Here is a 23,283-nt window from a genome sequence, read left to right as displayed (position 1 = left end):
TCGGAGTTAGCACAATCTGGCGCCGGGTATTACCCCGGCACCAGTGACCTGTTTGAGCGAGAGTTACTCGTCTTCCAGTTCGATGTTGATACCCAGCGAACGAATCTCTTTCAACAGTACGTTGAAGGACTCTGGCATGCCTGGTTCCATCTGATGGTTGCCGTCCACGATGTTTTTATACATCTTGGTACGACCGTTCACGTCATCAGACTTAACGGTGAGCATTTCCTGCAGGGTGTAAGCTGCGCCGTAAGCTTCCAGCGCCCATACTTCCATCTCACCGAAGCGCTGACCACCGAACTGTGCCTTACCACCCAGCGGCTGCTGAGTAACCAGGCTGTAAGAACCGGTGGAACGAGCGTGCATCTTATCGTCGACCAGGTGGTTCAGTTTCAGCATGTACATGTAACCTACGGTTACCTGACGCTCAAACTGCTCACCGGTACGGCCGTCGAACAGGGTGATCTGGCCAGAAGATGGCAGACCGCCGAGTTGCAGCAGCTCTTTAATTTCAGCTTCTTTCGCACCGTCGAATACCGGCGTTGCGATCGGCATACCTTTTTTCAGGTTCTCAGCCAGACGCAATACTTCATCATCAGTGAAGGTATTCAGGTCGACTTTCTGACGAACGTCGGTACCCAGGTCATACGCTTTCTGGATGAATTCACGCAGCTTGGCAACTTCCTGCTGCTGCTTGAGCATGGCGTTAATTTTCTCGCCGATACCTTTCGCAGCCATACCCAGGTGAGTTTCCAGGATCTGACCGATGTTCATACGAGACGGTACGCCCAGCGGGTTCAGTACGATATCGACCGGCGTACCGTTCGCATCGTGCGGCATATCTTCGATCGGGTTGATCTTAGAGATAACACCCTTGTTACCGTGACGACCTGCCATTTTATCACCAGGCTGAATCTGACGTTTAACGGCCAGATACACTTTAACAATCTTCAGCACGCCCGGTGCCAGATCGTCGCCCTGAGTGATTTTGCGGCGTTTCGCTTCGAGTTTTTTCTCGAACTCGTGCTTCAGTTCGTCGTACTGCTCAGCCAGCTGTTCCAGCTGATTTTGTTTCTCTTCGTCGGTCAGGCCCAGTTCCAGCCAGCGATCGCGCGGCAGCTTGTCGAGCTTCTCAGCTTCAACACCACCGGCAACCAGCACCGCGTAGATACGACCGAACAGGCCAGCTTCGAGGATCTGCAGTTCTTCAGACAGGTCTTTCTTGGCCTGCTTCAGCTGCATTTCTTCGATTTCCAGCGCACGTTTGTCTTTTTCTACGCCATCGCGGGTAAAGACCTGAACGTCGATAACAGTACCGGAAACACCGTTTGGTACACGCAGAGAAGAGTCTTTAACGTCAGACGCTTTCTCGCCGAAGATCGCACGCAGCAGTTTCTCTTCTGGCGTCAGCTGGGTTTCACCTTTCGGGGTCACCTTACCAACCAGAATGTCGCCGCCGGTCACTTCTGCACCGATGTAAACGATACCGGATTCGTCCAGTTTGGAGAGCGCAGCTTCACCCACGTTCGGGATATCAGCGGTGATCTCTTCCGGCCCCAGCTTGGTGTCACGGGACACACATGCCAGTTCCTGGATATGAATTGTAGTGAAACGATCTTCCTGAACCACACGCTCGGAGACGAGGATGGAGTCTTCGAAGTTGTAACCGTTCCACGGCATGAACGCTACGCGCATGTTCTGACCGAGCGCCAGTTCACCGAGGTCGGTGGACGGGCCGTCAGCCAGCACGTCGCCGCGCTCAATTGGCTCACCCAGAGAGACACACGGCATCTGGTTGATGCAGGTGTTCTGGTTAGAACGGGTGTACTTGGTCAGGTTATAGATGTCGATACCTGCTTCGCCCGGGTACATCTCGTCTTCGTTAACTTTGATAACGATACGGGAAGCATCCACGTACTGAACCAGACCGCCACGTTTAGCTACCGCAGTAACACCGGAGTCAACGGCTACAGCACGTTCCATACCGGTACCAACCAGCGGCTTATCAGCACGCAGAGTTGGAACCGCCTGACGTTGCATGTTCGCACCCATCAATGCACGGTTGGCGTCATCGTGTTCCAGGAACGGGATCAGGGACGCACCGACGGAAACCACCTGCTGGGTGGAAACGTCCATGTAGTCAACCTGGTCACGGCTGAAGAGGCTCGATTCGCCTTTGCTACGGCAGGTTACCAGGTCTTCTACAAAGTGGCCTTCGTCATCCAGGTTGGAGTTCGCCTGAGCGATAACGTAGTTGCCTTCTTCAATAGCGGACAGGTAGTGAATTTCGTCGGTAACAACACCGTCGGTGACTTTACGGTACGGCGTCTCGAGGAAGCCATATTCGTTCGTCTGTGCATAGACCGACAGGGAGTTGATCAGACCGATGTTCGGACCTTCAGGCGTTTCGATTGGACATACGCGACCGTAGTGAGTCGGGTGGACGTCTCGAACTTCAAAGCCTGCACGTTCACGGGTCAGACCGCCTGGGCCCAGTGCGGAGATACGACGTTTGTGCGTAATCTCAGACAGCGGGTTGTTCTGGTCCATAAACTGGGACAGCTGGCTGGAACCAAAGAACTCTTTCACTGCTGCAGAAATCGGCTTGGCGTTGATCATATCCTGAGGCATCAGGGTATCCAGATCGCCCAGAGACAGACGCTCTTTCACCGCACGCTCAACACGTACCAGGCCAACGCGGAACTGGTTTTCCGCCATTTCGCCAACGGAACGGATACGACGGTTGCCGAGGTGGTCGATATCATCGACTTCGCCTTTACCGTTACGGATATCGATGAGCTTCTTCATCACTTCGATGATGTCGTCTTTGCTCAGGATACCGGAACCTTCGATTTCGTCACGCAGCAGGGAACGGTTGAACTTCATACGACCAACCGCGGACAGATCGTAGCGGTCTTCGGAGAAGAACAGGTTCTCAAACAGGCTTTCAGCCGCTTCACGAGTCGGCGGCTCACCCGGGCGCATCATACGGTAGATTTCTACCAGTGCGCTCAGACGATCGTTGGTCGGGTCGACACGTACAGTCTCAGACATGTACGCACCGTGATCGAGATCGTTGGTGAACAGAGTTTCGATGCGCTTATGACCGGACTGGCTCAGTTTGGCCAGCAGGTCCAGGCTCAGCTCCATGTTCGCCGGGCAGATCAGTTCGCCAGTCGCTGTATCGACATAATCTTTAGCAGCAACTTTCCCCGCGATATATTCAACCGGAACTTCGATATGCTTGATATCGTCTTTTTCCAGCTGACGGATATGGCGAGCGGTAATACGACGCGCTTTCTCAACGTAGACTTTACCGTTGGCTTCGATGTCGAAGGATGCCGTTTCACCACGCAGACGCTCCGGAATCAGCTCCATCTGCAGCTTGTTGTCGCGAATTTCAAAGACCACTTTTTCGAAGAACAGGTCAAGGATCTGCTCAGTGGTGTAATTCAGCGCGCGCAGGATGATAGTCGCCGGCAGCTTACGACGACGGTCGATACGGACAAACAGGTTGTCTTTCGGATCGAATTCGAAGTCCAGCCAGGAACCGCGGTAAGGGATGATACGTGCGTTATACAGGACCTTACCGGAAGAGTGGGTCTTACCTTTGTCACTGTCAAAGAAGACGCCCGGGCTACGGTGCAGCTGAGAAACGATAACACGCTCAGTACCGTTGATAACAAAGGTACCGTTGTCGGTCATGAGCGGAATTTCGCCCATGTAGACTTCTTGTTCTTTAATGTCTTTAACGGTGCCTTCCGGCGCTTCACGCTCGTAGATCACCAGACGCAGTTTTACGCGCAGCGGTGCCGAATAGGTCACGCCACGGATCTGACATTCTTTAACATCAAAAACAGGTTCGCCCAGACGGTAGCTGACGTATTGCAGCTCGGAATTACCGCTGTAGCTTTTAATCGGGAACACGGAACGGAAGGCTGCTTCCAGACCATATTGCCCTTCAGGATCTTGCTCGATAAACTTCTGGAACGAATCAAGCTGGATAGAAAGGAGATAAGGTATGTCCAGAACTTGTGGACGTTTACCAAAATCCTTACGAATACGTTTTTTCTCGGTATAGGAGTAAACCATAGGGTTCCTCAGCTCGCTGACAAGTCGACCCGTCTGCCTCAAAAAGGCAGTTTTTTATGCAACACTATTTTGTGGACCGGAAAATGGAACACTTTCCGCAATACCTGTTGCTATCACGCTTAAACCATTTCGTCGCGATTTACACAGAGCGAGCACCCTGTCGCAGTATATTAAGTCGTCGATAGAAACATGCATTGTCAGGACAACCAGCAGTCAAACAGTGTGAAATGCTACTGGCGCCTTACAGCGCAAAAAGGCTGGTGACTAAATAGTCACCAGCCATCAGCCTGATTACTCAAGCTGCAACCGGAAAGGTTGGCTTATTTAACTTCAACTTCAGCGCCAGCTTCTTCCAGAGATTTTTTCAGTGCTTCTGCGTCATCTTTGCTGATGCCTTCTTTCAGGGCAGCAGGTGCAGATTCTACCAGGTCTTTAGCTTCTTTCAGACCCAGGCCAGTTGCGCTACGTACTGCTTTGATTACAGCAACTTTGTTAGCGCCAGCAGCTTTCAGAATTACGTCGAATTCAGTTTTTTCTTCAGCAGCTTCAGCCGGGCCAGCAGCTACAGCTACAGCAGCAGCAGCGGAAACACCGAATTTTTCTTCCATTGCAGAGATCAGCTCAACAACGTCCATTACGGACATAGCGGATACTGCTTCAATGATTTGATCTTTAGTGATAGACATTTAAATTGTTCCTGAATATCAGAATAAGTTTATACGTAAGCGAGCGTTTTATAAAGATAACTGCGATTAAGCAGCTTCTTTCGCATCGCGTACAGCAGCCAGAGTGCGAACCAGTTTGCCAGCCGAAGCTTCTTTCATGGTTGCCATCAGGCGTGCAATTGCTTCTTCGTAGGTCGGCAGAGTTGCCAGGCGGTCGATTTGCGACGCCGGGATCAGCTCACCTTCAAAGGCTGCGGCTTTGACCTCAAATTTTGCATTCGCTTTCGCGAACTCTTTGAACAGACGAGCAGCAGCGCCCGGGTGTTCCATAGAGTATGCAATCAGGGTCGGACCAACAAACGTGTCTTTCAGGCACTCGAACGGAGTACCTTCAACGACGCGGCGCAGCAGGGTGTTACGAACAACACGCATGTAAACGCCAGCTTCACGACCTGCTTTACGCAGTTCAGTCATTTTATCTACAGTTACGCCGCGGGAATCCGCAACTACTGCAGACAGCGCGCCTTTGGCTACTTCGCTGACTTCAGCAACAATCGCTTGTTTGTCTTGAAGATTTAAAGCCATTAGCTTTGCTCCTGGATGTTTGCCAGAGCTCATGCTCTGGAACTCACTTCACCCTACTCAACGAGTAGAGCGTCTTAATACGGTGAGCAGAAACAAGCCAGAGTATCCAAAAATAATCTTAGCGTTCTGTCACCGTCTACGCAGGGGATTAAGTTTCTGATGAAACACCTGCGGTCTTCGACGGAGGCCTGGATAGGCCAGGCTCCAACGAACAAATCTGTTTTTCTCTGTCTAACCGAAGTTAGCAGAAACATGGGGGTAGTATTGTAGACAAAACCACCACCCACGTAAAGCTAATCTTAGTTCGCAGACGCGCTCAGACCAGCCTGATCAACGGCAACACCAGCACCCATGGTGGTGGAGAGGCTGACTTTCTTGATGTACACGCCTTTCGCCTGAGTCGGTTTTGCTTTTTTCAGCGCAACCAGCAGGGATTCCAGGTTTTCTTTCAGTTTGTCAGCGTCAAAGTCCACTTTACCGATGGTGGTGTGGATGATGCCGTTTTTGTCGTTACGATAACGAACCTGACCTGCTTTAGCATTCTTAACTGCTTCAGCAACGTTCGGAGTTACAGTACCAACTTTCGGGTTAGGCATCAGGCCACGCGGACCCAGAACCTGGCCCAGCTGGCCAACAACGCGCATTGCATCCGGGGAAGCAATAACAACGTCAAAGTTCATTTCGCCTTTTTTGATCTGGTCAGCCAGATCTTCCATACCTACCAGCTCGGCGCCTGCAGCTTTAGCAGCTTCAGCGTTCGGGCCCTGGGCAAATACGGCTACGCGAACGGAACGGCCAGTACCGTGCGGCAGTACAGTCGCGCCACGGACGTTCTGGTCAGATTTACGAGCGTCGATGCCGAGGTTAACGGCAACGTCTACGCTTTCAGTAAATTTAGCAGTGGCCAGCTCTTTCAGCAGAGCAATAGCTTCGTTGATGTCGTACTGTTTAGTTGCATCAACTTTGTCACGGATCACGCGCATACGCTTGGTCAGTTTAGCCATTTCTTAGTCCTCCACTACCAGGCCCATGGAACGTGCAGTACCTTCGATGGAGCGAGTCATCGCTTCAATGTCGGAACCAGTCATGTCGGCAGCTTTGGTCTGCGCGATTTCCTGCAGCTGAGCGCGGGAAATTTTACCAACTTTATCTTTGTTCGGCTTACCGGAACCAGACTTGATGCCTGCAGCTTTCTTCAGCAGAACAGCAGCCGGCGGGGTCTTGGTAACAAAGGTAAAGGAACGGTCAGCGTAAACGGTAATAACAACCGGGATCGGCAGACCTTTTTCCAGGGATTCAGTTTTGGCGTTGAACGCTTTACAGAATTCCATGATGTTCACACCCTGCTGACCCAGTGCTGGACCAACCGGCGGGCTCGGGTTTGCCATACCAGCTGCAACCTGCAGCTTGACGTAGGCTTGTACTTTCTTAGCCATTTAAATTTCCTCGTTTGGGTATAACGCCTTCATAAAAGGCTCCCCGTTATCAATATCGTTTTATGGACGCATGGCCCATAAAAACAAAAGGCGCGAAATTGTATGTCAATTTCGCGCCTCATGCAACGATTAAATCGCTGCTTTTTTGATCGCCGGTTAGGCTTTCTCTACCTGAGCAAAGTCCAGTTCAACCGGAGTTGCACGGCCAAAGATAGATACAGAAACCTTCAGACGGGACTTCTCGTAGTCAACTTCTTCAACGACACCGTTGAAGTCAGCGAACGGACCATCGCTAACACGAACCATTTCACCCGGCTCGAACAGCGTTTTAGGACGCGGCTTATCGCCAACCTGCTGCAGGCGGTTCATGATAGCGTCAACTTCTTTATCGCTGATCGGTGCCGGACGGTCAGAAGTACCGCCGATAAAGCCCATCACGCGTGGCACGCTGCGCACCAGGTGCCAGCTTGCATCGTTCATGACCATCTGGACCAGAACATAACCCGGGAAGAATTTGCGCTCGCTTTTACGGCGCTGGCCACCACGGATCTCGACCACTTCTTCGGTCGGTACCATGACTTCGCCAAACAACTCTTCCATATTGTGTAATTTGATATGTTCACGCAACGAGGTAGCTACGCGACCTTCAAAACCGGAAAACGCCTGAACGACGTACCAACGTTTTTTAGGAGCTTCAGACATCTCAGAACCTCAGGCCAGTGATAAAGGATACCAGGCGAACCAGAATACCATCCAGCCCCCACAGGATCAGTGACATTACCGCAGTAACCGCAGCAACAATCAGCGTGGTGTGCAGCGTTTCCTGGCGAGTTGGCCAGATAACCTTGCGGACTTCGGTTCTCGCTTCACGAGCAAACGCCACGGTCGCCTTACCTTTTGTGGTTAACAGCGCGACGCCACCGGCAGCAGCGATCAGAACCACTACGGCCAGCGCACGCAGTGCTAGCATAATGTCACGATAAAGGAAGTTGCCTACGATGGCCACAATCAGCAGCGCAGCAACGATCAGCCACTTCATCGTTTCCAGGCCGCGCCCGCTCCCTTGAGCTTCGGTATTCGCACTCATAAACCAACCTGTCACAAGAATTCAGACAAATAATTTTGCCCCGCGAGAGCGAGGCAACCAAACCGAAATGCTCTGTTGCGTTTCGGACTCAACGCCCTCTACAGAGCCTGTCTCAGCAATGATTATGGCAAAAAAAATCACTGATGAGCCAGGTTCTGGTTCGAAAGCGTACAAAAAGGGCATCAAATGATGCCCTTTTATTGCGCATTGCGTCAAATGTTATCAGCGATTAGCCGAGAACTTTTGCTACCACGCCAGCGCCAACGGTACGGCCGCCTTCACGGATTGCGAAACGCAGACCATCGTCCATCGCGATCGGGTGAATCAGGGTAACAACCATTTTGATGTTGTCGCCCGGCATTACCATCTCTACGCCTTCTGGCAGTTCGATGGTACCAGTCACGTCAGTTGTACGGAAGTAGAACTGCGGACGGTAGCCTTTGAAGAACGGAGTATGACGGCCGCCTTCATCTTTGGACAGGATATACACTTCAGATTCGAATTTGGTGTGCGGCTTGATAGAACCCGGCTTAGCCAGTACCTGACCACGTTCGATTTCTTCACGTTTGATACCACGCAGCAGAACACCAACGTTCTCACCAGCACGGCCTTCGTCCAGCAGTTTGCGGAACATTTCAACGCCAGTACAGGTAGACTTAGCAGTCTCTTTGATACCAACGATTTCAACTTCTTCGCCAACTTTAACGATACCGCGCTCTACACGACCGGTAACAACAGTACCACGGCCGGAGATGGAGAATACGTCTTCGATCGGCAGCAGGAACGGCTTGTCAATCGCACGCTCTGGTTCCGGGATGTAAGAATCCAGGTAGCCAGCCAGCTCAACGATCTTAGCTTCCCACTCTGCGTCGCCTTCCAGCGCTTTCAGAGCAGAACCACGGATGATCGGAGTGTCGTCGCCCGGGAAGTCGTACTGAGACAGCAGCTCACGCACTTCCATCTCAACCAGTTCCAGCAGCTCTTCGTCATCAACCATGTCGCATTTGTTCAGGAACACGATGATGTAAGGAACGCCTACCTGACGACCCAGCAGGATGTGCTCACGAGTCTGCGGCATCGGGCCGTCAGTCGCAGCAACAACCAGGATCGCGCCGTCCATCTGCGCAGCACCGGTGATCATGTTTTTAACATAGTCGGCGTGGCCCGGGCAGTCTACGTGTGCGTAGTGGCGAGTCGGGGTGTCATATTCAACGTGGGAAGTGTTGATGGTGATACCACGAGCTTTTTCTTCTGGTGCGTTATCGATCTGGTCGAATGCACGAGCAGAACCACCGTAGGTTTTAGCCAGAACGGTAGTGATTGCAGCAGTCAGCGTTGTTTTACCATGGTCAACGTGGCCGATAGTACCGACGTTAACGTGCGGTTTTGTACGTTCAAACTTTTCTTTAGACATCGATTGTCCCTCTAAGACACGGATAAATCGGTGATATCACCACATCAACCGGGCAACATGCCCGACTTGTTGAATGCAATAAACAGAGAGAAACAGGGAAGGAGAGATAAAGAAGTGGTGCTGATACCCAGAGTCGAACTGGGGACCTCACCCTTACCAAGGGTGCGCTCTACCAACTGAGCCATATCAGCACGTCTGGAGCGGGCAGCGGGAATCGAACCCGCATCATCAGCTTGGAAGGCTGAGGTAATAGCCATTATACGATGCCCGCATCCTGAAACTCGGCTACCCAGTTCTTTCTATAACAAAAAAAAGAGAGTTCTCTCTTTTTCTTGTTTGAGTTGTTTAGTTTAACCAAGCAACTCTGGCTCCGCAAAGCGTTGCCGAAAGATGGTGGTGGGGGAAGGATTCGAACCTTCGAAGTCGATGACGGCAGATTTACAGTCTGCTCCCTTTGGCCGCTCGGGAACCCCACCAGGCACTTGATGGTGCCGACTACCGGAATCGAACTGGTGACCTACTGATTACAAGTCAGTTGCTCTACCTACTGAGCTAAGTCGGCATCAAGTAGCGCGCATTTTAGGGAGACATACGCATTCATGCAACTAAAAAATTGCATAAAATGTTCCATCGCTCATATTTTGTGCTCAAACGTGGAAAAACGGTGTAATTTCAATCAATGACGTACAAAAAACCGGCATCATTCCGCATTAAAACGTCCGGTCATCCTCGCTATTGATGCCAGGAAAGGTATTCCCAGGCCGGACGATGGAGTGTCTTGCCGTCTCCCGACAGCCAAAACCTCCTTATATGCTGACCAGTGTCTCCTCGAACCATCATCCATATACGCTTTCTGCCATGATGTGGCCAGGTCGCCGCACGCAAGTGACACATAATGACCGACAAACCCTGCACTTGTGATGTCTGCATTAGAAAGCATCATTCGATAAGTTTTTTTCTTATTATTCCTCGCAATCTGGTGTTACCCTCCTGCCCATTGTCCTGATTAACTTGTGTGAAGCATCCCTCGCAACTTCTGATTTGGCGATGCTAAGAACATGCTTATGAGCAAAAAAGAGCAGACGTTAATGACACCTTATCTACAATTTAACCGCAACCAATGGGCTGCACTTCGTGATTCCGTTCCGATGACGCTGACAGAGGAAGAAATCACGCGGTTAAAAGGCATCAACGAAGATCTTTCCCTTGAAGAGGTTGCAGAGATCTATTTGCCGCTGTCGCGTTTGCTTAATTTCTATATCAGTTCCAACCTGCGCCGTCAGGCCGTGCTGGAGCAATTCCTCGGTACTAATGGCCAGCGTATCCCGTATATCATCAGTATTGCCGGAAGCGTTGCGGTAGGTAAAAGCACGACCGCACGTGTATTACAGGCGCTGCTTAGCCGCTGGCCTGAGCATCGTCATGTTGAATTGATTACGACTGATGGCTTCTTACATCCCAACGCCGTGCTGAAAGAACGCGGGTTGATGAAGAAGAAAGGCTTTCCGCAATCTTATGACATGCATCGGCTGGTGAAATTTGTTTCTGATTTGAAATCAGGCTTACCGACAGCTACCGCCCCGGTTTATTCCCATCTTATTTATGATGTGATCCCGGATGGCGATAAGACAGTGGCGCAACCAGATATATTGATTCTTGAAGGGTTGAATGTCTTACAAAGTGGCATGGATTATCCCCATGACCCGCACCATGTATTCGTTTCTGACTTCGTTGATTTTTCTATATATGTCGATGCACCAGAAGAACTGTTGAAAACATGGTATATCAATCGCTTCTTAAAATTCCGCGAAGGGGCATTCACCGATCCGGATTCTTATTTCCATAATTATGCGAAGCTTTCCAAAGATGAGGCTGTGAATATTGCCACCTCATTATGGAATGAGATTAATCTGTTGAATCTTAAAGAAAATATACTTCCAACCCGAGAACGCGCTAGTTTAATCATGACCAAAAGCGCGAACCATTCGGTCGATCAGGTCCGGCTGCGGAAATAATCAGGTGCATAATAAAAAGGGAGCTCAGGCTCCCTTTTTATTTGGTTTATTCCGCGCTACGCAGCGATATTTCACCGCCGACCCATGGCTTGATCACTCCATCCTGCTCAAGCAACAATGCCCCCTGAGTATCGATACCGCGCGAAATTCCGAAAATTTCTTTGTCGCCGATAATAAGCTTTACCGGGCGATTAAGGAAATTATCCAATTTTTCCCAGCGCGCAAGATAAGGGGCCAGACCATCCTGCTCAAACAGTTGTAGACCAGCGCGAAGCTCTTTAATCAGGCGCGCGGCCAGCGTATTGCGATCGATAGACACACCAGCTTCCTGCAGGCTAATCCATCCCTGGTTCACCACGTCTGATTCAACGCGGCGCATGGCCAGATTGATCCCCGCACCGCTAACGATCTGCGCTGCATCACCTGTTTTTCCCGTCAGTTCGACCAGGATACCCGACAGTTTACGATCCTGCAGATAGAGATCGTTAGGCCACTTCACACGAACTTTATCCGCTCCCAGACTCTGGAGAACTTCAGCAATAACAATACCGATGACCAGGCTCAGGCCAATCGCCGCGGCAGGCCCCTGCTCCAGACGCCAGTACATCGAAAGATAAAGATTTGCCCCAAAGGGTGAGAACCACTTACGCCCTCGGCGACCACGACCCGCCTGCTGATACTCTGCGACGCATGCATCCCCGGATTGCAGTTCGTTGAGGCGATCGAGTAAATACTGGTTCGTCGAATCAATGACCGGAAGTACCGTCACCCGACCATGTTCGATCTGTGCGGCAATGCTGTCTTCATCTAATAATTGGATAGGCTCCGGCAGACTGTAGCCCTTGCCAGGAACGGTAAACACATCAACGCCCCAGTCACGCAATGTCTGAATGTGTTTATTGATGGCCGCCCGGCTCATTCCCAGACGTTCGCCCAGTTGCTCCCCGGAATGAAACTCGCCATTGGCCAGAATGGATATCAATGTCAGGGGGATTGTATTATCTTTCACGAAATGGTCTCCTCGGCATTCACTTCACCAGTCGTGCCAATAAAACGGACTTCCGGCTGTAGCCAGACATTGAACCTCTCGCCGACCTGCTGGCGAACGTAATGTGCCAGCTGAACAACATCATCGCTGGTTGCATCTTTGTCATTGATTAAGACCAGCGCCTGCTGGCGATGTACCGCAGCACCACCGATAGTTTTCCCTTTAAGCTGGCATTGATCGATCAGCCATCCCGCAGCCAGTTTCATGCTGCCATCCGCCTGTGGGTAATGTGGCGCATTTGGGAACGCTGCCAGCAGCGCCTGGCTTTGCTCCGCGCTGATAACAGGGTTCTTAAAGAAGCTGCCGGCATTGCCGTTTACTTTCGGATCTGGAAGTTTTGTCATACGCATATGGCATATGGCATCGAATACCTGACGTGGCGTCACGGTTTGTGGATCCAGGCGGGTCAGGTCACCATAAGTTAATACCGGATGCCAGGTCCTGGGTAGACGAAGTCCCACCGCAACAATGGCATAGCGATCCTGATACTCATGCTTGAAGATACTGTCGCGATAGCCAAAGCGGCACTCGCTGGCGGAAAGACGTTGCTTATGGCCGCTCGCCAGCTCGATACAGTCGACATACTGGCAAACACGTTGGAGTTCAACACCATACGCGCCGATATTCTGGATTGGGGAAGACCCTGCGCAACCAGGAATCAAGGCAAGGTTTTCCAGGCCCGGCATGTCATTCTCCAGCGTAAACTGCACCAGTTGATGCCAGTTTTCCCCGGAACCAACGTGCAAGAGCCAGGCATCAGGTGTTTCCGTGACCTCAATCCCCATGATGCGGTTAATAATAACCGTACCGGCATAATCCCTCAGGAACAGCACATTGCTCCCTTCACCGAGGATCAAAACGGGCTGATCTTCTGCTGTGGCTTTCTGCCAGGCAGACAATAGCTGCTGTTCATTATCAGCACGTACAATGACTTTGGCTTTACGGTCAATACCAAAGGTGTTCCAGGGTTTGAGAGAATGATTCATAGTGGCTTCCTGATGCAAAATCCGGACTAGTTTACCGTATCTGCTGGGGGAAGGCTTGTTTGAATACGGCTGGATGGGCGTCGTGCGATGTTATGGTGTTTTGTTACGCATAAAGCGAAACATAACGCAAAAAAGCCCATCCGTCAGGATGGGCTTCTGTATTGTCTGATGGCCCGGAGACACCTTTCCCGGGTAAATCGCAGACAAAACAAAAGGCCCAGTCTTTCGACTGAGCCCTTTGCTTTATTTGATGCCTGGCAGTTCCCTACTCTCACATGGGGAGACCCCACACTACCATCGGCGCTACGGCGTTTCACTTCTGAGTTCGGCATGGGGTCAGGTGGGACCACCGCGCTATCGCCGCCAGGCAAATTCTGTTATCAACACGTCCTGAAGACGCATCAACTAATCTGTATCAGGCTGAAAATCTTCTCTCTGTCCACCAAAACAGCTTTGGCGTTGTAAGGTTAAGCCTCACGGTTCATTAGTATCGGTTAGCTCAACGTATCGCTACGCTTACACACCCGACCTATCAACGTCGTCGTCTTCAACGTTCCTTCAGGACTCTCAAGGAGTCAGGGAGAACTCATCTCGGGGCAAGTTTCGTGCTTAGATGCTTTCAGCACTTATCTTTTCCGCATTTAGCTACCGGGCAATGCCATTGGCATGACAACCCGAACACCAGTGATGCGTCCACTCCGGTCCTCTCGTACTAGGAGCAGCCCCCCTCAATTCTCCAGCGCCCACGGCAGATAGGGACCGAACTGTCTCACGACGTTCTAAACCCAGCTCGCGTACCACTTTAAACGGCGAACAGCCGTACCCTTGGGACCTACTTCAGCCCCAGGATGTGATGAGCCGACATCGAGGTGCCAAACACCGCCGTCGATATGAACTCTTGGGCGGTATCAGCCTGTTATCCCCGGAGTACCTTTTATCCGTTGAGCGATGGCCCTTCCATTCAGAACCACCGGATCACTATGACCTGCTTTCGCACCTGCTCGCGCCGTCACGCTCGCAGTCAAGCTAGCTTATGCCATTGCACTAACCTCCTGATGTCCGACCAGGATTAGCTAACCTTCGTGCTCCTCCGTTACTCTTTGGGAGGAGACCGCCCCAGTCAAACTACCCACCAGACACTGTCCGCAACCCGGATCACGGGTCTACGTTAGAACATCAAACATTAAAGGGTGGTATTTCAAGGTTGGCTCCACGCAGACTGGCGTCCACGCTTCAAAGCCTCCCACCTATCCTACACATCAAGGCTCAATGTTCAGTGTCAAGCTATAGTAAAGGTTCACGGGGTCTTTCCGTCTTGCCGCGGGTACACTGCATCTTCACAGCGAGTTCAATTTCACTGAGTCTCGGGTGGAGACAGCCTGGCCATCATTACGCCATTCGTGCAGGTCGGAACTTACCCGACAAGGAATTTCGCTACCTTAGGACCGTTATAGTTACGGCCGCCGTTTACCGGGGCTTCGATCAAGAGCTTCTCCTTACGGATAACCCCATCAATTAACCTTCCGGCACCGGGCAGGCGTCACACCGTATACGTCCACTTTCGTGTTTGCACAGTGCTGTGTTTTTAATAAACAGTTGCAGCCAGCTGGTATCTTCGACTGATTTCAGCTCCATGAGCAAGTCACTTCACCTACCATCAGCGTGCCTTCTCCCGAAGTTACGGCACCATTTTGCCTAGTTCCTTCACCCGAGTTCTCTCAAGCGCCTTGGTATTCTCTACCTGACCACCTGTGTCGGTTTGGGGTACGATTTGATGTTACCTGATGCTTAGAGGCTTTTCCTGGAAGCAGGGCATTTGTTACTTCAGCACCGTAGTGCCTCGTCATCACACCTCAGCGTTAATAAGCGTCCGGATTTACCTAAACGCTCCGCCTACATGCTTAAACCGGGACAACCGTCGCCCGGCTAACATAGCCTTCTCCGTCCCCCCTTCGCAGTAACACCGAGTACAGGAATATTAACCTGTTTCCCATCGACTACGCCTTTCGGCCTCGCCTTAGGGGTCGACTCACCCTGCCCCGATTAACGTTGGACAGGAACCCTTGGTCTTCCGGCGAGCGGGCTTTTCACCCGCTTTATCGTTACTTATGTCAGCATTCGCACTTCTGATACCTCCAGCAACCCTCACAGGCCACCTTCAACGGCTTACAGAACGCTCCCCTACCCAACAACACATAGTGTCGCTGCCGCAGCTTCGGTGCATGGTTTAGCCCCGTTACATCTTCCGCGCAGGCCGACTCGACCAGTGAGCTATTACGCTTTCTTTAAATGATGGCTGCTTCTAAGCCAACATCCTGGCTGTCTGTGCCTTCCCACATCGTTTCCCACTTAACCATGACTTTGGGACCTTAGCTGGCGGTCTGGGTTGTTTCCCTCTTCACGACGGACGTTAGCACCCGCCGTGTGTCTCCCGTGATAACATTCTTCGGTATTCGTAGTTTGCATCGGGTTGGTAAGTCGGGATGACCCCTAGCCGAAACAGTGCTCTACCCCCGAAGATGAGTTCACGAGGCGCTACCTAAATAGCTTTCGGGGAGAACCAGCTATCTCCCGGTTTGATTGGCCTTTCACCCCCAGCCACAAGTCATCCGCTAATTTTTCAACATTAGTCGGTTCGGTCCTCCAGTTAGTGTTACCCAACCTTCAACCTGCCCATGGCTAGATCACCGGGTTTCGGGTCTATACCCTGCAACTTAACGCCCAGTTAAGACTCGGTTTCCCTGCGGCTCCCCTATACGGTTAACCTTGCTACAGAATATAAGTCGCTGACCCATTATACAAAAGGTACGCAGTCACCTAACAAGTAGGCTCCCACTGCTTGTACGTACACGGTTTCAGGTTCTTTTTCACTCCCCTCGCCGGGGTTCTTTTCGCCTTTCCCTCACGGTACTGGTTCACTATCGGTCAGTCAGGAGTATTTAGCCTTGGAGGATGGTCCCCCCATATTCAGACAGGATACCACGTGTCCCGCCCTACTCTTCGAGTTCACAACGTGTGCATTTTAGTGTACGGGGCTATCACCCTGTACCGCCGGACTTTCCAGACCGTTCCACTAACACACGCGCTGATTCAGACTCTGGGCTCCTCCCCGTTCGCTCGCCGCTACTGGGGGAATCTCGGTTGATTTCTTTTCCTCGGGGTACTTAGATGTTTCAGTTCCCCCGGTTCGCTTCGTTAAGCTATGTATTCACTTAACGATAGTGTGTCGAAACACACTGGGTTTCCCCATTCGGAAATCGCCGGTTATAACGGTTCATATCACCTTACCGACGCTTATCGCAGATTAGCACGTCCTTCATCGCCTCTGACTGCCAGGGCATCCACCGTGTACGCTTAGTCGCTTAACCTCACAACCCGAAGCTGTTTCGTAAAACAGTTCGCATTGCGAAAATTTGAGAGACTCGAACACACCGCTTTTCCTTTCTTATTACGGAGAAAGGAAACAGTGTGTCGTTTCAATTTTCAGCTTGATCCAGATTTTTAAAGAGCAAAACTTCGCAGCATACCTTTTCAGGTACACTCTGAAGTTTTCTTGTTATTCAGCAGTAAAGGATGGTGGAGCTATGCGGGATCGAACCGCAGACCTCCTGCGTGCAAGGCAGGCGCTCTCCCAGCTGAGCTATAACCCCATCGTAATACTCATCTCTCGTACCGGTCATTCATTTTCGGGCGCGGCGTGGTGAAGCGAAGCATACTGAAGTATGCGAGCTTTGCCACAACAAAGCACGAGCGTGAATTTGGTAGGCCTGAGTGGACTTGAACCACCGACCTCACCCTTATCAGGGGTGCGCTCTAACCACCTGAGCTACAAGCCTGCAGAGATGTTTTACTGCTTATTTTTCATCAGACAATCTGTGTGGACACTACAAAGGCAGGTTCTTTCAGGTAAGGAGGTGATCCAACCGCAGGTTCCCCTACGGTTACCTTGTTACGACTTCACCCCAGTCATGAATCACAAAGTGGTAAGCGCCCTCCCGAAGGTTAAGCTACCTACTTCTTTTGCAACCCACTCCCATGGTGTGACGGGCGGTGTGTACAAGGCCCGGGAACGTATTCACCGTAGCATTCTGATCTACGATTACTAGCGATTCCGACTTCATGGAGTCGAGTTGCAGACTCCAATCCGGACTACGACATACTTTATGAGGTCCGCTTGCTCTCGCGAGGTCGCTTCTCTTTGTATATGCCATTGTAGCACGTGTGTAGCCCTACTCGTAAGGGCCATGATGACTTGACGTCATCCCCACCTTCCTCCAGTTTATCACTGGCAGTCTCCTTTGAGTTCCCGGCCGGACCGCTGGCAACAAAGGATAAGGGTTGCGCTCGTTGCGGGACTTAACCCAACATTTCACAACACGAGCTGACGACAGCCATGCAGCACCTGTCTCAGAGTTCCCGAAGGCACCAAAGCATCTCTGCTAAGTTCTCTGGATGTCAAGAGTAGGTAAGGTTCTTCGCGTTGCATCGAATTAAACCACATGCTCCACCGCTTGTGCGGGCCCCCGTCAATTCATTTGAGTTTTAACCTTGCGGCCGTACTCCCAGGCGGTCGACTTAACGCGTTAGCTCCGGAAGCCACTCCTCAAGGGAACAACCTCCAAGTCGACATCGTTTACAGCGTGGACTACCAGGGTATCTAATCCTGTTTGCTCCCCACGCTTTCGCACCTGAGCGTCAGTCTTTGTCCAGGGGGCCGCCTTCGCCACCGGTATTCCTCCAGATCTCTACGCATTTCACCGCTACACCTGGAATTCTACCCCCCTCTACAAGACTCAAGCTTGCCAGTTTCAAATGCAGTTCCCAGGTTGAGCCCGGGGATTTCACATCTGACTTAACAAACCGCCTGCGTGCGCTTTACGCCCAGTAATTCCGATTAACGCTTGCACCCTCCGTATTACCGCGGCTGCTGGCACGGAGTTAGCCGGTGCTTCTTCTGCGAGTAACGTCAATCACTAAGGTTATTAACCTTAATGCCTTCCTCCTCGCTGAAAGTACTTTACAACCCGAAGGCCTTCTTCATACACGCGGCATGGCTGCATCAGGCTTGCGCCCATTGTGCAATATTCCCCACTGCTGCCTCCCGTAGGAGTCTGGACCGTGTCTCAGTTCCAGTGTGGCTGGTCATCCTCTCAGACCAGCTAGGGATCGTCGCCTAGGTGAGCCATTACCCCACCTACTAGCTAATCCCATCTGGGCACATCTGATGGCATGAGGCCCGAAGGTCCCCCACTTTGGTCTTGCGACGTTATGCGGTATTAGCTACCGTTTCCAGTAGTTATCCCCCTCCATCAGGCAGTTTCCCAGACATTACTCACCCGTCCGCCGCTCGTCACCCGGAGAGCAAGCTCTCCTGTGCTACCGCTCGACTTGCATGTGTTAGGCCTGCCGCCAGCGTTCAATCTGAGCCATGATCAAACTCTTCAATTTAAGTTTGATGCTCGTGAATTAAACTTCGTAATGAATTACGTATGTTCACTCAGAGACTTGGTATTCATTTTTCGTCCGAGGACGTTAAGAATCCATGTCACTTTGAGTGCCCACACAGATTGTCTGATAAATTGTTAAAGAGCAGTGCAACGCGGCTTTCGCTCACCGTTGCGAGGTCCCGTATAATACGTTTTCCTCATTCAGAGTCAAGCATTTGTTTTCGCTTTTCTCTGTCAGAATTTCCGGAGAAACCCTGCTGACCCGGCGGCTTGCTTGCCGTTGTTCCGTGTCAGTGGAGGCGCATTATAGGGAGTTCTGAGACGTTGACAAGCCCTGTTTTAAAAAAACTTTTCAACCGCTCAAATTCCCGCCACAGCGCCGATTTTACGCGCTATTTGCGCGTCATTTGTGCGATTTCCCGCGCAAAATTCGCAACCTGCTTCCAGTCGGTATACACCACCTCTTTACTGATATCCGTTTCCCCGCCGGTCATCTTCATAATCAGGCGGATCATAAAGCGGTCGTACCAGCGATAACGTGGATAACGTAGCGCGCCGGCAAACACCGCGCTGCGCTGCGGCTGCCACGGTGAGCTGAGCAGAAACTTGCGCGTATAGCTATTCGTTTGTGGTGTGCGCTTCTCTGGCTTACGTGCAACCAGGTTTACCGAGAAAAATGCGCCGGGGCGTGCCTGCAACGCCGACAGGTGTTTCTTCACAAAGCGATCCAACGCCGAATGAAAATGCCCGTAGCGAATCGACGCGCCAATCACCACACGATCGTAGTGCTGCCATTCGACGTCCTCTGTACGGTTTAGATTAACCGTATCTGAATCAACGCCCAGCTCTTTCAGTTCTGAAGCCAGGAAGGAGGCAATTTCGCGGGTCTGCCCGTCACGGGTTGAAAATAAAATCAACGTTTTCACAAGCACTCCTGTTATTCGCGCCAGAAAGTGGGGGTAAAGAGCACCAATAAGGTGAACACTTCCAGACGACCAAACAGCATATTAGCAATCAAGATCCATTTCGCGACCGGGTTCATCGTCGCGAAGTTATCCGCCACCACGCCAAGCCCTGGTCCCAGGTTATTAAGCGTCGCCACGACCGAGGCAAAGGCAGAAAAGTCATCCACGCCGGTCGCGATAATCGCCAGCATACTGATAATAAAGACCAGCGCATAGGCGGAAAAGAATCCCCAGACCGCTTCCAGAATACGTTCAGGTAGCGCACGGTTGCCTAACTTAATGCTGTATACCGCATTCGGGTGTACCAGCCGTTTAAGTTCGCGGTTCCCCTGTTTAAACAGCAGCAGGATACGAATCACTTTCAGACCACCGCCCGTCGACCCGGCGCAGCCGCCGATAAATGCCGAGCACAACAACAGAACCGGGAGGAACAGCGGCCAGCGGGCGATGCTGTCGGTAGTAAAGCCCGCAGTGGTGGCCATCGACACCACCTGGAAAAAGGCCTGATTGACTGTGGTCAATGCCGAGCTGTAGACGTCATGTAGCCAGAGCACCAGCGTGCAAATCACCACCAGCGTCAGCTGGACACCAATAAACATGCGGAATTCAGGGTCACGCCAGTACACCTTCAGGCTGCGTCCGCTCAGCAATGAAAAGTGCAGACCATAGTTACAGCCGGATATCAGCAGGAAAATCGCGATAATCGTGTTAATGGTCGGACTGTTAAAATACCCCACGCTGGCATCATGCGTAGAAAAACCGCCAATCGCGATAGTCGAAAAGCTATGGCCAATGGCGTCAAATGCCGGCATCCCCGCAAACCATAGCGCCAGCGCGCAGGCCACGGTTAGCAGGACATAGATGAGCCACAGGGTTTTTGCCGTTTCGGCGATGCGGGGGCGCATTTTATTGTCTTTTAGCGGCCCGGGCATTTCTGCCCGATACAGCTGCATCCCCCCGACGCCCAGTATCGGCAGTATCGCGACCGCCAACACAATGATCCCCATACCACCAAACCACTGCAGCATCTGGCGATAGAACAAAATAGCGTGAGGTAACGAATCCAGCCCCACCAGCGTCGTTGCACCCGTAGTGGTCAAACCCGAGAAGGATTCAAAGAACGCGTCGGTGATGGTCAGGTTCGGTTGCTCAGCAAAAATGAACGGTAGCGCACCGACGCTGCCCAGCACGGTCCAGAAGAGCACTACAATCAGAAAACCTTCGCGGGATTTCAGCTCCCCTTTTTCACGGCGGTTCGGCCACCATAATAGAGAACCAATCGCCAGTGCGACAAAAAAGGTCTGGGTAAACGCCCGTCCCGCGCCATCGCGGTATATCAGGGCCACTAATCCCGGCAGGATCATGGTCCCCGAAAATAGAATGACCAGCAGTCCAACGATTCGGGTTATCGCGCGAAAATGCATCTCTGGCGCTTCCTTTGATATGCAAAAAATCAGGTGGGGATTATTCGTCAATCTTTAATAATTGCAACGAACCACGACTAAAATCAGCCAGTTTTGTCGAAAAAGAGGCCACTTCAGCTTGCGGAAGCGCCACTCTAAGCTGGACGAACGCCTGATATTCGCTTTCGACAATGTGTCCTGAGAACTGAGCCAACAGCGTTTCAATCCCGGCTAACTGCCCGTATTCACACTGCAAAGTATATGCGGTTAACGGCGTCTTGCGCTGGGTTGTTAGCTCAGCAAGCGCCTGATGCACGCCGCCACCGTAGGCTTTGACCAGACCGCCGGTACCCAACAAAATCCCGCCGTAGTAGCGCACCACTACGGCAGTTATTTCGCCGACGCCGCTGCCCATCAGCTGCGCCAGCATCGGCTTCCCTGCCGTCCCCGCCGGTTCGCCATCGTCAGAGAACCCCAGTTGCTGCGAGTCATTGGGCGGCCCGGCCACCCACGCCACGCAATGGTGACGGGCGTCCGGATGTTCCGCCCTGACGGACTCTACAAAGGCTTTCGCCGCAACCACGCCGTCGGTATGCGCCAACAGCGTGATAAAGCGACTCTTTTTAATCTCTTCAACGAAGGTTACCGGCGCGGCCGGTATCAACCAGCTATCCATTACGCCAGTTTCAGGTCACGCGTCATATTTTCAACACTGCTTTCGTGAATGACGACGTTATCTTCAATACGGATCCCGCCAAACGGCTTCAGCGCGTCAATTTTCTGCCAGTTGAAGTGTTTGCTGAACTGCCCTTCGCGCCACGGCGCCAGCAGAGATTCAATAAAGTAGATACCTGGTTCAATCGTCAGCACCATACGCGGCTGCAGAATACGCGTGCAGCGGAGATATGGATACTTCGACGGCGCCGCCAGATGCGTGCCGGTATCATCCTGCATGAACCCCGCCACATCATGGACCTGTAAACCCAGCGGATGGCCAATGCCGTGCGGCATAAACGGCCCGGTCAGGTCGTTTTCAACCATCGCTTCTTCGCTCATGTTGGTGACGATCTGGTGCTTACGCAGCAGCTTCGCGATGCGCTGATGGAACTGGATATGGTAATCCACATAGCTGGTGCCCGCTTTCATGGTGCTAATCAGCGCCAGCTGCTCATCGTTAACGTCTTTAATCAGATGCGCATAGTCATTGTCGCTGTGCGCAGCCCAGGTGCGGGTCAGGTCGGCTGCGTAACCGTTGTATTCCGCCCCGGCATCCAGCAGGAAGCTGCGCGCATCTGCCGGCGCACGGTGATCCAGTTTGGTGTAGTGCAGTACGGAAGCATGTTCATTTAGCGCCACGATATTGCTATAAGGCACATCGGTATCGCGGTGGCCGGTAGCCGTCAGGTACGCCTGGTTAATATCGAACTCGCTCATTCCGGAAAGGAAGGCTTCGTGGGCTGCACGGTGGCCATTCACCGCCGATTTCTGCGCTTCACGCATGCAGGCCAGCTCATAGTCGGTTTTATAAGAGCGATAGTAATGCAGGTAATCGATCACCCCTTTCGGGTTGATATTATCGGCGGAGATATCCAGACCGAGCGCCCGCTCCGGTACCGGCCCGATATAACCGATGTTGCCGCGTGCTGCCGGCAGTTGGCTACCAATGCCGTCCGCTTTTGGCAGCGCGATCACTTCAACTTCTTCCGTCCAGAAAGAGGTCGGCAGCGGCTCCACGTTATGCCAGTAATCCACCGGCAGATAGAACCACAGTTTCGGCTTGTTAACGCCATCCACCAGCAGCCAACAGTTTGGCACCTGCGTCACCGGTACCCAGGATTTAAATTGCGGGTTGACCTTAAACGGGTACGGATGGTCGTCGAGGAAGACGTTGACCAGCTCACCAGAGTGAATCAGTAACGCATCGAGCTTAAAACGCGCTAAAGCATCACGGGTACGTTCTTGTAGGGTAACGATATGATTTTTATAGAGCGCGGCTAGTGATTCCATCTTTCATCCTTTGCTTTTATTGGATCGTGATGTTCCGCATCTTAGCACATTGGCCTCAGGCAGGGTGATTTCCGCCGGGTGTGATCAGACCAGCATTTATTTAAAGACTCATTTGCAATTCTTTAACATAAAT

Annotated in this window: 15 protein-coding genes, 6 tRNA genes and 3 rRNA genes; 1 reads left to right on the top strand and 23 read right to left on the bottom strand. The window is 51.9% G+C overall.

What is annotated here, in order from left to right:
• Positions 1-63 precede the first annotated feature (63 nt).
• From rpoB to ACMYSO_RS15085, 12 genes are all read right to left on the bottom strand, one after another.
• Complete coding sequence (gene rpoB, locus ACMYSO_RS15140; RefSeq protein ID WP_123758150.1) at positions 64-4,092, bottom strand: DNA-directed RNA polymerase subunit beta; 4,029 nt, start codon at positions 4,090-4,092, stop codon at positions 64-66.
• 320 nt (positions 4,093-4,412) lie between these two features.
• On the bottom strand, positions 4,413-4,778 hold the full coding sequence (gene rplL / locus ACMYSO_RS15135; RefSeq protein WP_004118416.1) for a 50S ribosomal protein L7/L12: 366 nt from the start codon (positions 4,776-4,778) through the stop codon (positions 4,413-4,415).
• 66 nt (positions 4,779-4,844) lie between these two features.
• A complete protein-coding gene (gene rplJ / locus ACMYSO_RS15130) occupies positions 4,845-5,342 on the bottom strand; it encodes a 50S ribosomal protein L10 (protein WP_004097644.1) in 498 nt (165 codons plus the stop codon).
• Positions 5,343-5,641: 299 nt separating this feature from the next.
• On the bottom strand, positions 5,642-6,346 hold the full coding sequence (gene rplA / locus ACMYSO_RS15125) for a 50S ribosomal protein L1 (protein WP_123758149.1): 705 nt from the start codon (positions 6,344-6,346) through the stop codon (positions 5,642-5,644).
• Between the two features lie 3 nt (positions 6,347-6,349).
• A complete protein-coding gene (gene rplK, locus ACMYSO_RS15120) occupies positions 6,350-6,778 on the bottom strand; it encodes a 50S ribosomal protein L11 (RefSeq protein ID WP_004097640.1) in 429 nt (142 codons plus the stop codon).
• A 156-nt stretch (positions 6,779-6,934) separates the two neighbouring features.
• Entirely contained in the window at positions 6,935-7,480 is a 546-nt protein-coding gene (gene nusG, locus ACMYSO_RS15115) for a transcription termination/antitermination protein NusG (protein WP_002438628.1), read from the bottom strand.
• 1 nt (position 7,481) lies between these two features.
• Complete coding sequence (secE, locus tag ACMYSO_RS15110; protein ID WP_123758148.1) at positions 7,482-7,865, bottom strand: preprotein translocase subunit SecE; 384 nt, start codon at positions 7,863-7,865, stop codon at positions 7,482-7,484.
• A 229-nt stretch (positions 7,866-8,094) separates the two neighbouring features.
• Positions 8,095-9,279: an elongation factor Tu gene (tuf, locus tag ACMYSO_RS15105; RefSeq protein WP_187042249.1), complete on the bottom strand. Its 1,185-nt coding sequence runs from the start codon at positions 9,277-9,279 to the stop codon at positions 8,095-8,097.
• A 115-nt stretch (positions 9,280-9,394) separates the two neighbouring features.
• Positions 9,395-9,470 (bottom strand) — tRNA-Thr (locus ACMYSO_RS15100).
• Positions 9,471-9,475: 5 nt separating this feature from the next.
• Positions 9,476-9,550: transfer RNA gene (locus ACMYSO_RS15095), tRNA-Gly, on the bottom strand.
• Between the two features lie 120 nt (positions 9,551-9,670).
• Positions 9,671-9,755 (bottom strand) — tRNA-Tyr (locus ACMYSO_RS15090).
• Between the two features lie 10 nt (positions 9,756-9,765).
• Positions 9,766-9,841: transfer RNA gene (locus ACMYSO_RS15085), tRNA-Thr, on the bottom strand.
• Positions 9,842-10,343: 502 nt separating this feature from the next.
• Between ACMYSO_RS15085 and coaA the strand changes: the two genes are divergently transcribed.
• Positions 10,344-11,294: a type I pantothenate kinase gene (coaA, locus tag ACMYSO_RS15080; RefSeq protein WP_434665607.1), complete on the top strand. Its 951-nt coding sequence runs from the start codon at positions 10,344-10,346 to the stop codon at positions 11,292-11,294.
• A gap of 46 nt (positions 11,295-11,340) precedes the next feature.
• On the opposite strand, the gene birA is transcribed toward coaA, so the two are convergent.
• The 11 genes from birA to pepQ all read right to left on the bottom strand — a co-directional run bounded on the left by birA (position 11,341) and on the right by pepQ (position 23,150).
• On the bottom strand, positions 11,341-12,303 hold the full coding sequence (birA, locus tag ACMYSO_RS15075; RefSeq protein WP_434665604.1) for a bifunctional biotin--[acetyl-CoA-carboxylase] ligase/biotin operon repressor BirA: 963 nt from the start codon (positions 12,301-12,303) through the stop codon (positions 11,341-11,343).
• Positions 12,300-13,328: a UDP-N-acetylmuramate dehydrogenase gene (gene murB, locus ACMYSO_RS15070; protein WP_434665601.1), complete on the bottom strand. Its 1,029-nt coding sequence runs from the start codon at positions 13,326-13,328 to the stop codon at positions 12,300-12,302. Before murB ends, birA begins: the two co-directional genes overlap by 4 nt.
• A gap of 252 nt (positions 13,329-13,580) precedes the next feature.
• A 5S ribosomal RNA gene (rrf, locus tag ACMYSO_RS15065) occupies positions 13,581-13,696 on the bottom strand.
• A gap of 95 nt (positions 13,697-13,791) precedes the next feature.
• Positions 13,792-16,696, bottom strand: a 23S ribosomal RNA gene (locus tag ACMYSO_RS15060).
• A 206-nt stretch (positions 16,697-16,902) separates the two neighbouring features.
• Positions 16,903-16,978 (bottom strand) — tRNA-Ala (locus tag ACMYSO_RS15055).
• 109 nt (positions 16,979-17,087) lie between these two features.
• Positions 17,088-17,164: transfer RNA gene (locus ACMYSO_RS15050), tRNA-Ile, on the bottom strand.
• A gap of 71 nt (positions 17,165-17,235) precedes the next feature.
• Positions 17,236-18,776, bottom strand: a 16S ribosomal RNA gene (locus ACMYSO_RS15045).
• Together the 16S, 23S and 5S rRNA genes with 2 tRNA genes alongside form the textbook arrangement of a ribosomal RNA operon.
• Positions 18,777-19,167: 391 nt before the next feature.
• Positions 19,168-19,701, bottom strand: coding sequence for a menaquinone-dependent protoporphyrinogen IX dehydrogenase (hemG, locus tag ACMYSO_RS15040; protein ID WP_434665598.1), 534 nt, complete (start codon positions 19,699-19,701; stop codon positions 19,168-19,170).
• A gap of 11 nt (positions 19,702-19,712) precedes the next feature.
• Entirely contained in the window at positions 19,713-21,164 is a 1,452-nt protein-coding gene (gene trkH, locus ACMYSO_RS15035) for a Trk system potassium transporter TrkH (protein WP_434586853.1), read from the bottom strand.
• A gap of 40 nt (positions 21,165-21,204) precedes the next feature.
• The gene (locus tag ACMYSO_RS15030) at positions 21,205-21,819 is read right to left on the bottom strand and encodes an IMPACT family protein (RefSeq protein WP_434665595.1); all 615 of its coding nucleotides are present in this window, start codon (positions 21,817-21,819) and stop codon (positions 21,205-21,207) included.
• A complete protein-coding gene (gene pepQ, locus ACMYSO_RS15025) occupies positions 21,819-23,150 on the bottom strand; it encodes a Xaa-Pro dipeptidase (RefSeq protein WP_434665592.1) in 1,332 nt (443 codons plus the stop codon). The genes ACMYSO_RS15030 and pepQ overlap by 1 nt, the downstream gene beginning before the upstream one ends.
• Positions 23,151-23,283 lie beyond the last annotated feature (133 nt).

It is taken from the genome of Klebsiella sp. B345 (assembly GCF_051131735.1).
Taxonomy (GTDB): domain Bacteria; phylum Pseudomonadota; class Gammaproteobacteria; order Enterobacterales; family Enterobacteriaceae; genus Klebsiella.
The sequence above is the reverse complement of the archived record's forward strand: the minus strand, read 5'-3'. Positions and strand labels throughout refer to the sequence as shown.

Coding starts and splice junctions, on each gene's coding strand:
- rpoB (WP_123758150.1), bottom strand. CDS start 4,092: ATGGTTTACTCCTATACCGAGAAAAAACGTATTCGTAAGGATTTTGGT.
- rplL (WP_004118416.1), bottom strand. CDS start 4,778: ATGTCTATCACTAAAGATCAAATCATTGAAGCAGTATCCGCTATGTCC.
- rplJ (WP_004097644.1), bottom strand. CDS start 5,342: ATGGCTTTAAATCTTCAAGACAAACAAGCGATTGTTGCTGAAGTCAGC.
- rplA (WP_123758149.1), bottom strand. CDS start 6,346: ATGGCTAAACTGACCAAGCGTATGCGCGTGATCCGTGACAAAGTTGAT.
- rplK (WP_004097640.1), bottom strand. CDS start 6,778: ATGGCTAAGAAAGTACAAGCCTACGTCAAGCTGCAGGTTGCAGCTGGT.
- nusG (WP_002438628.1), bottom strand. CDS start 7,480: ATGTCTGAAGCTCCTAAAAAACGTTGGTACGTCGTTCAGGCGTTTTCC.
- secE (WP_123758148.1), bottom strand. CDS start 7,865: ATGAGTGCGAATACCGAAGCTCAAGGGAGCGGGCGCGGCCTGGAAACG.
- tuf (WP_187042249.1), bottom strand. CDS start 9,279: ATGTCTAAAGAAAAGTTTGAACGTACAAAACCGCACGTTAACGTCGGT.
- coaA (WP_434665607.1), top strand. CDS start 10,344: ATGAGCAAAAAAGAGCAGACGTTAATGACACCTTATCTACAATTTAAC.
- murB (WP_434665601.1), bottom strand. CDS start 13,328: ATGAATCATTCTCTCAAACCCTGGAACACCTTTGGTATTGACCGTAAA.
- trkH (WP_434586853.1), bottom strand. CDS start 21,164: ATGCATTTTCGCGCGATAACCCGAATCGTTGGACTGCTGGTCATTCTA.
- ACMYSO_RS15030 (WP_434665595.1), bottom strand. CDS start 21,819: ATGGATAGCTGGTTGATACCGGCCGCGCCGGTAACCTTCGTTGAAGAG.
- pepQ (WP_434665592.1), bottom strand. CDS start 23,150: ATGGAATCACTAGCCGCGCTCTATAAAAATCATATCGTTACCCTACAA.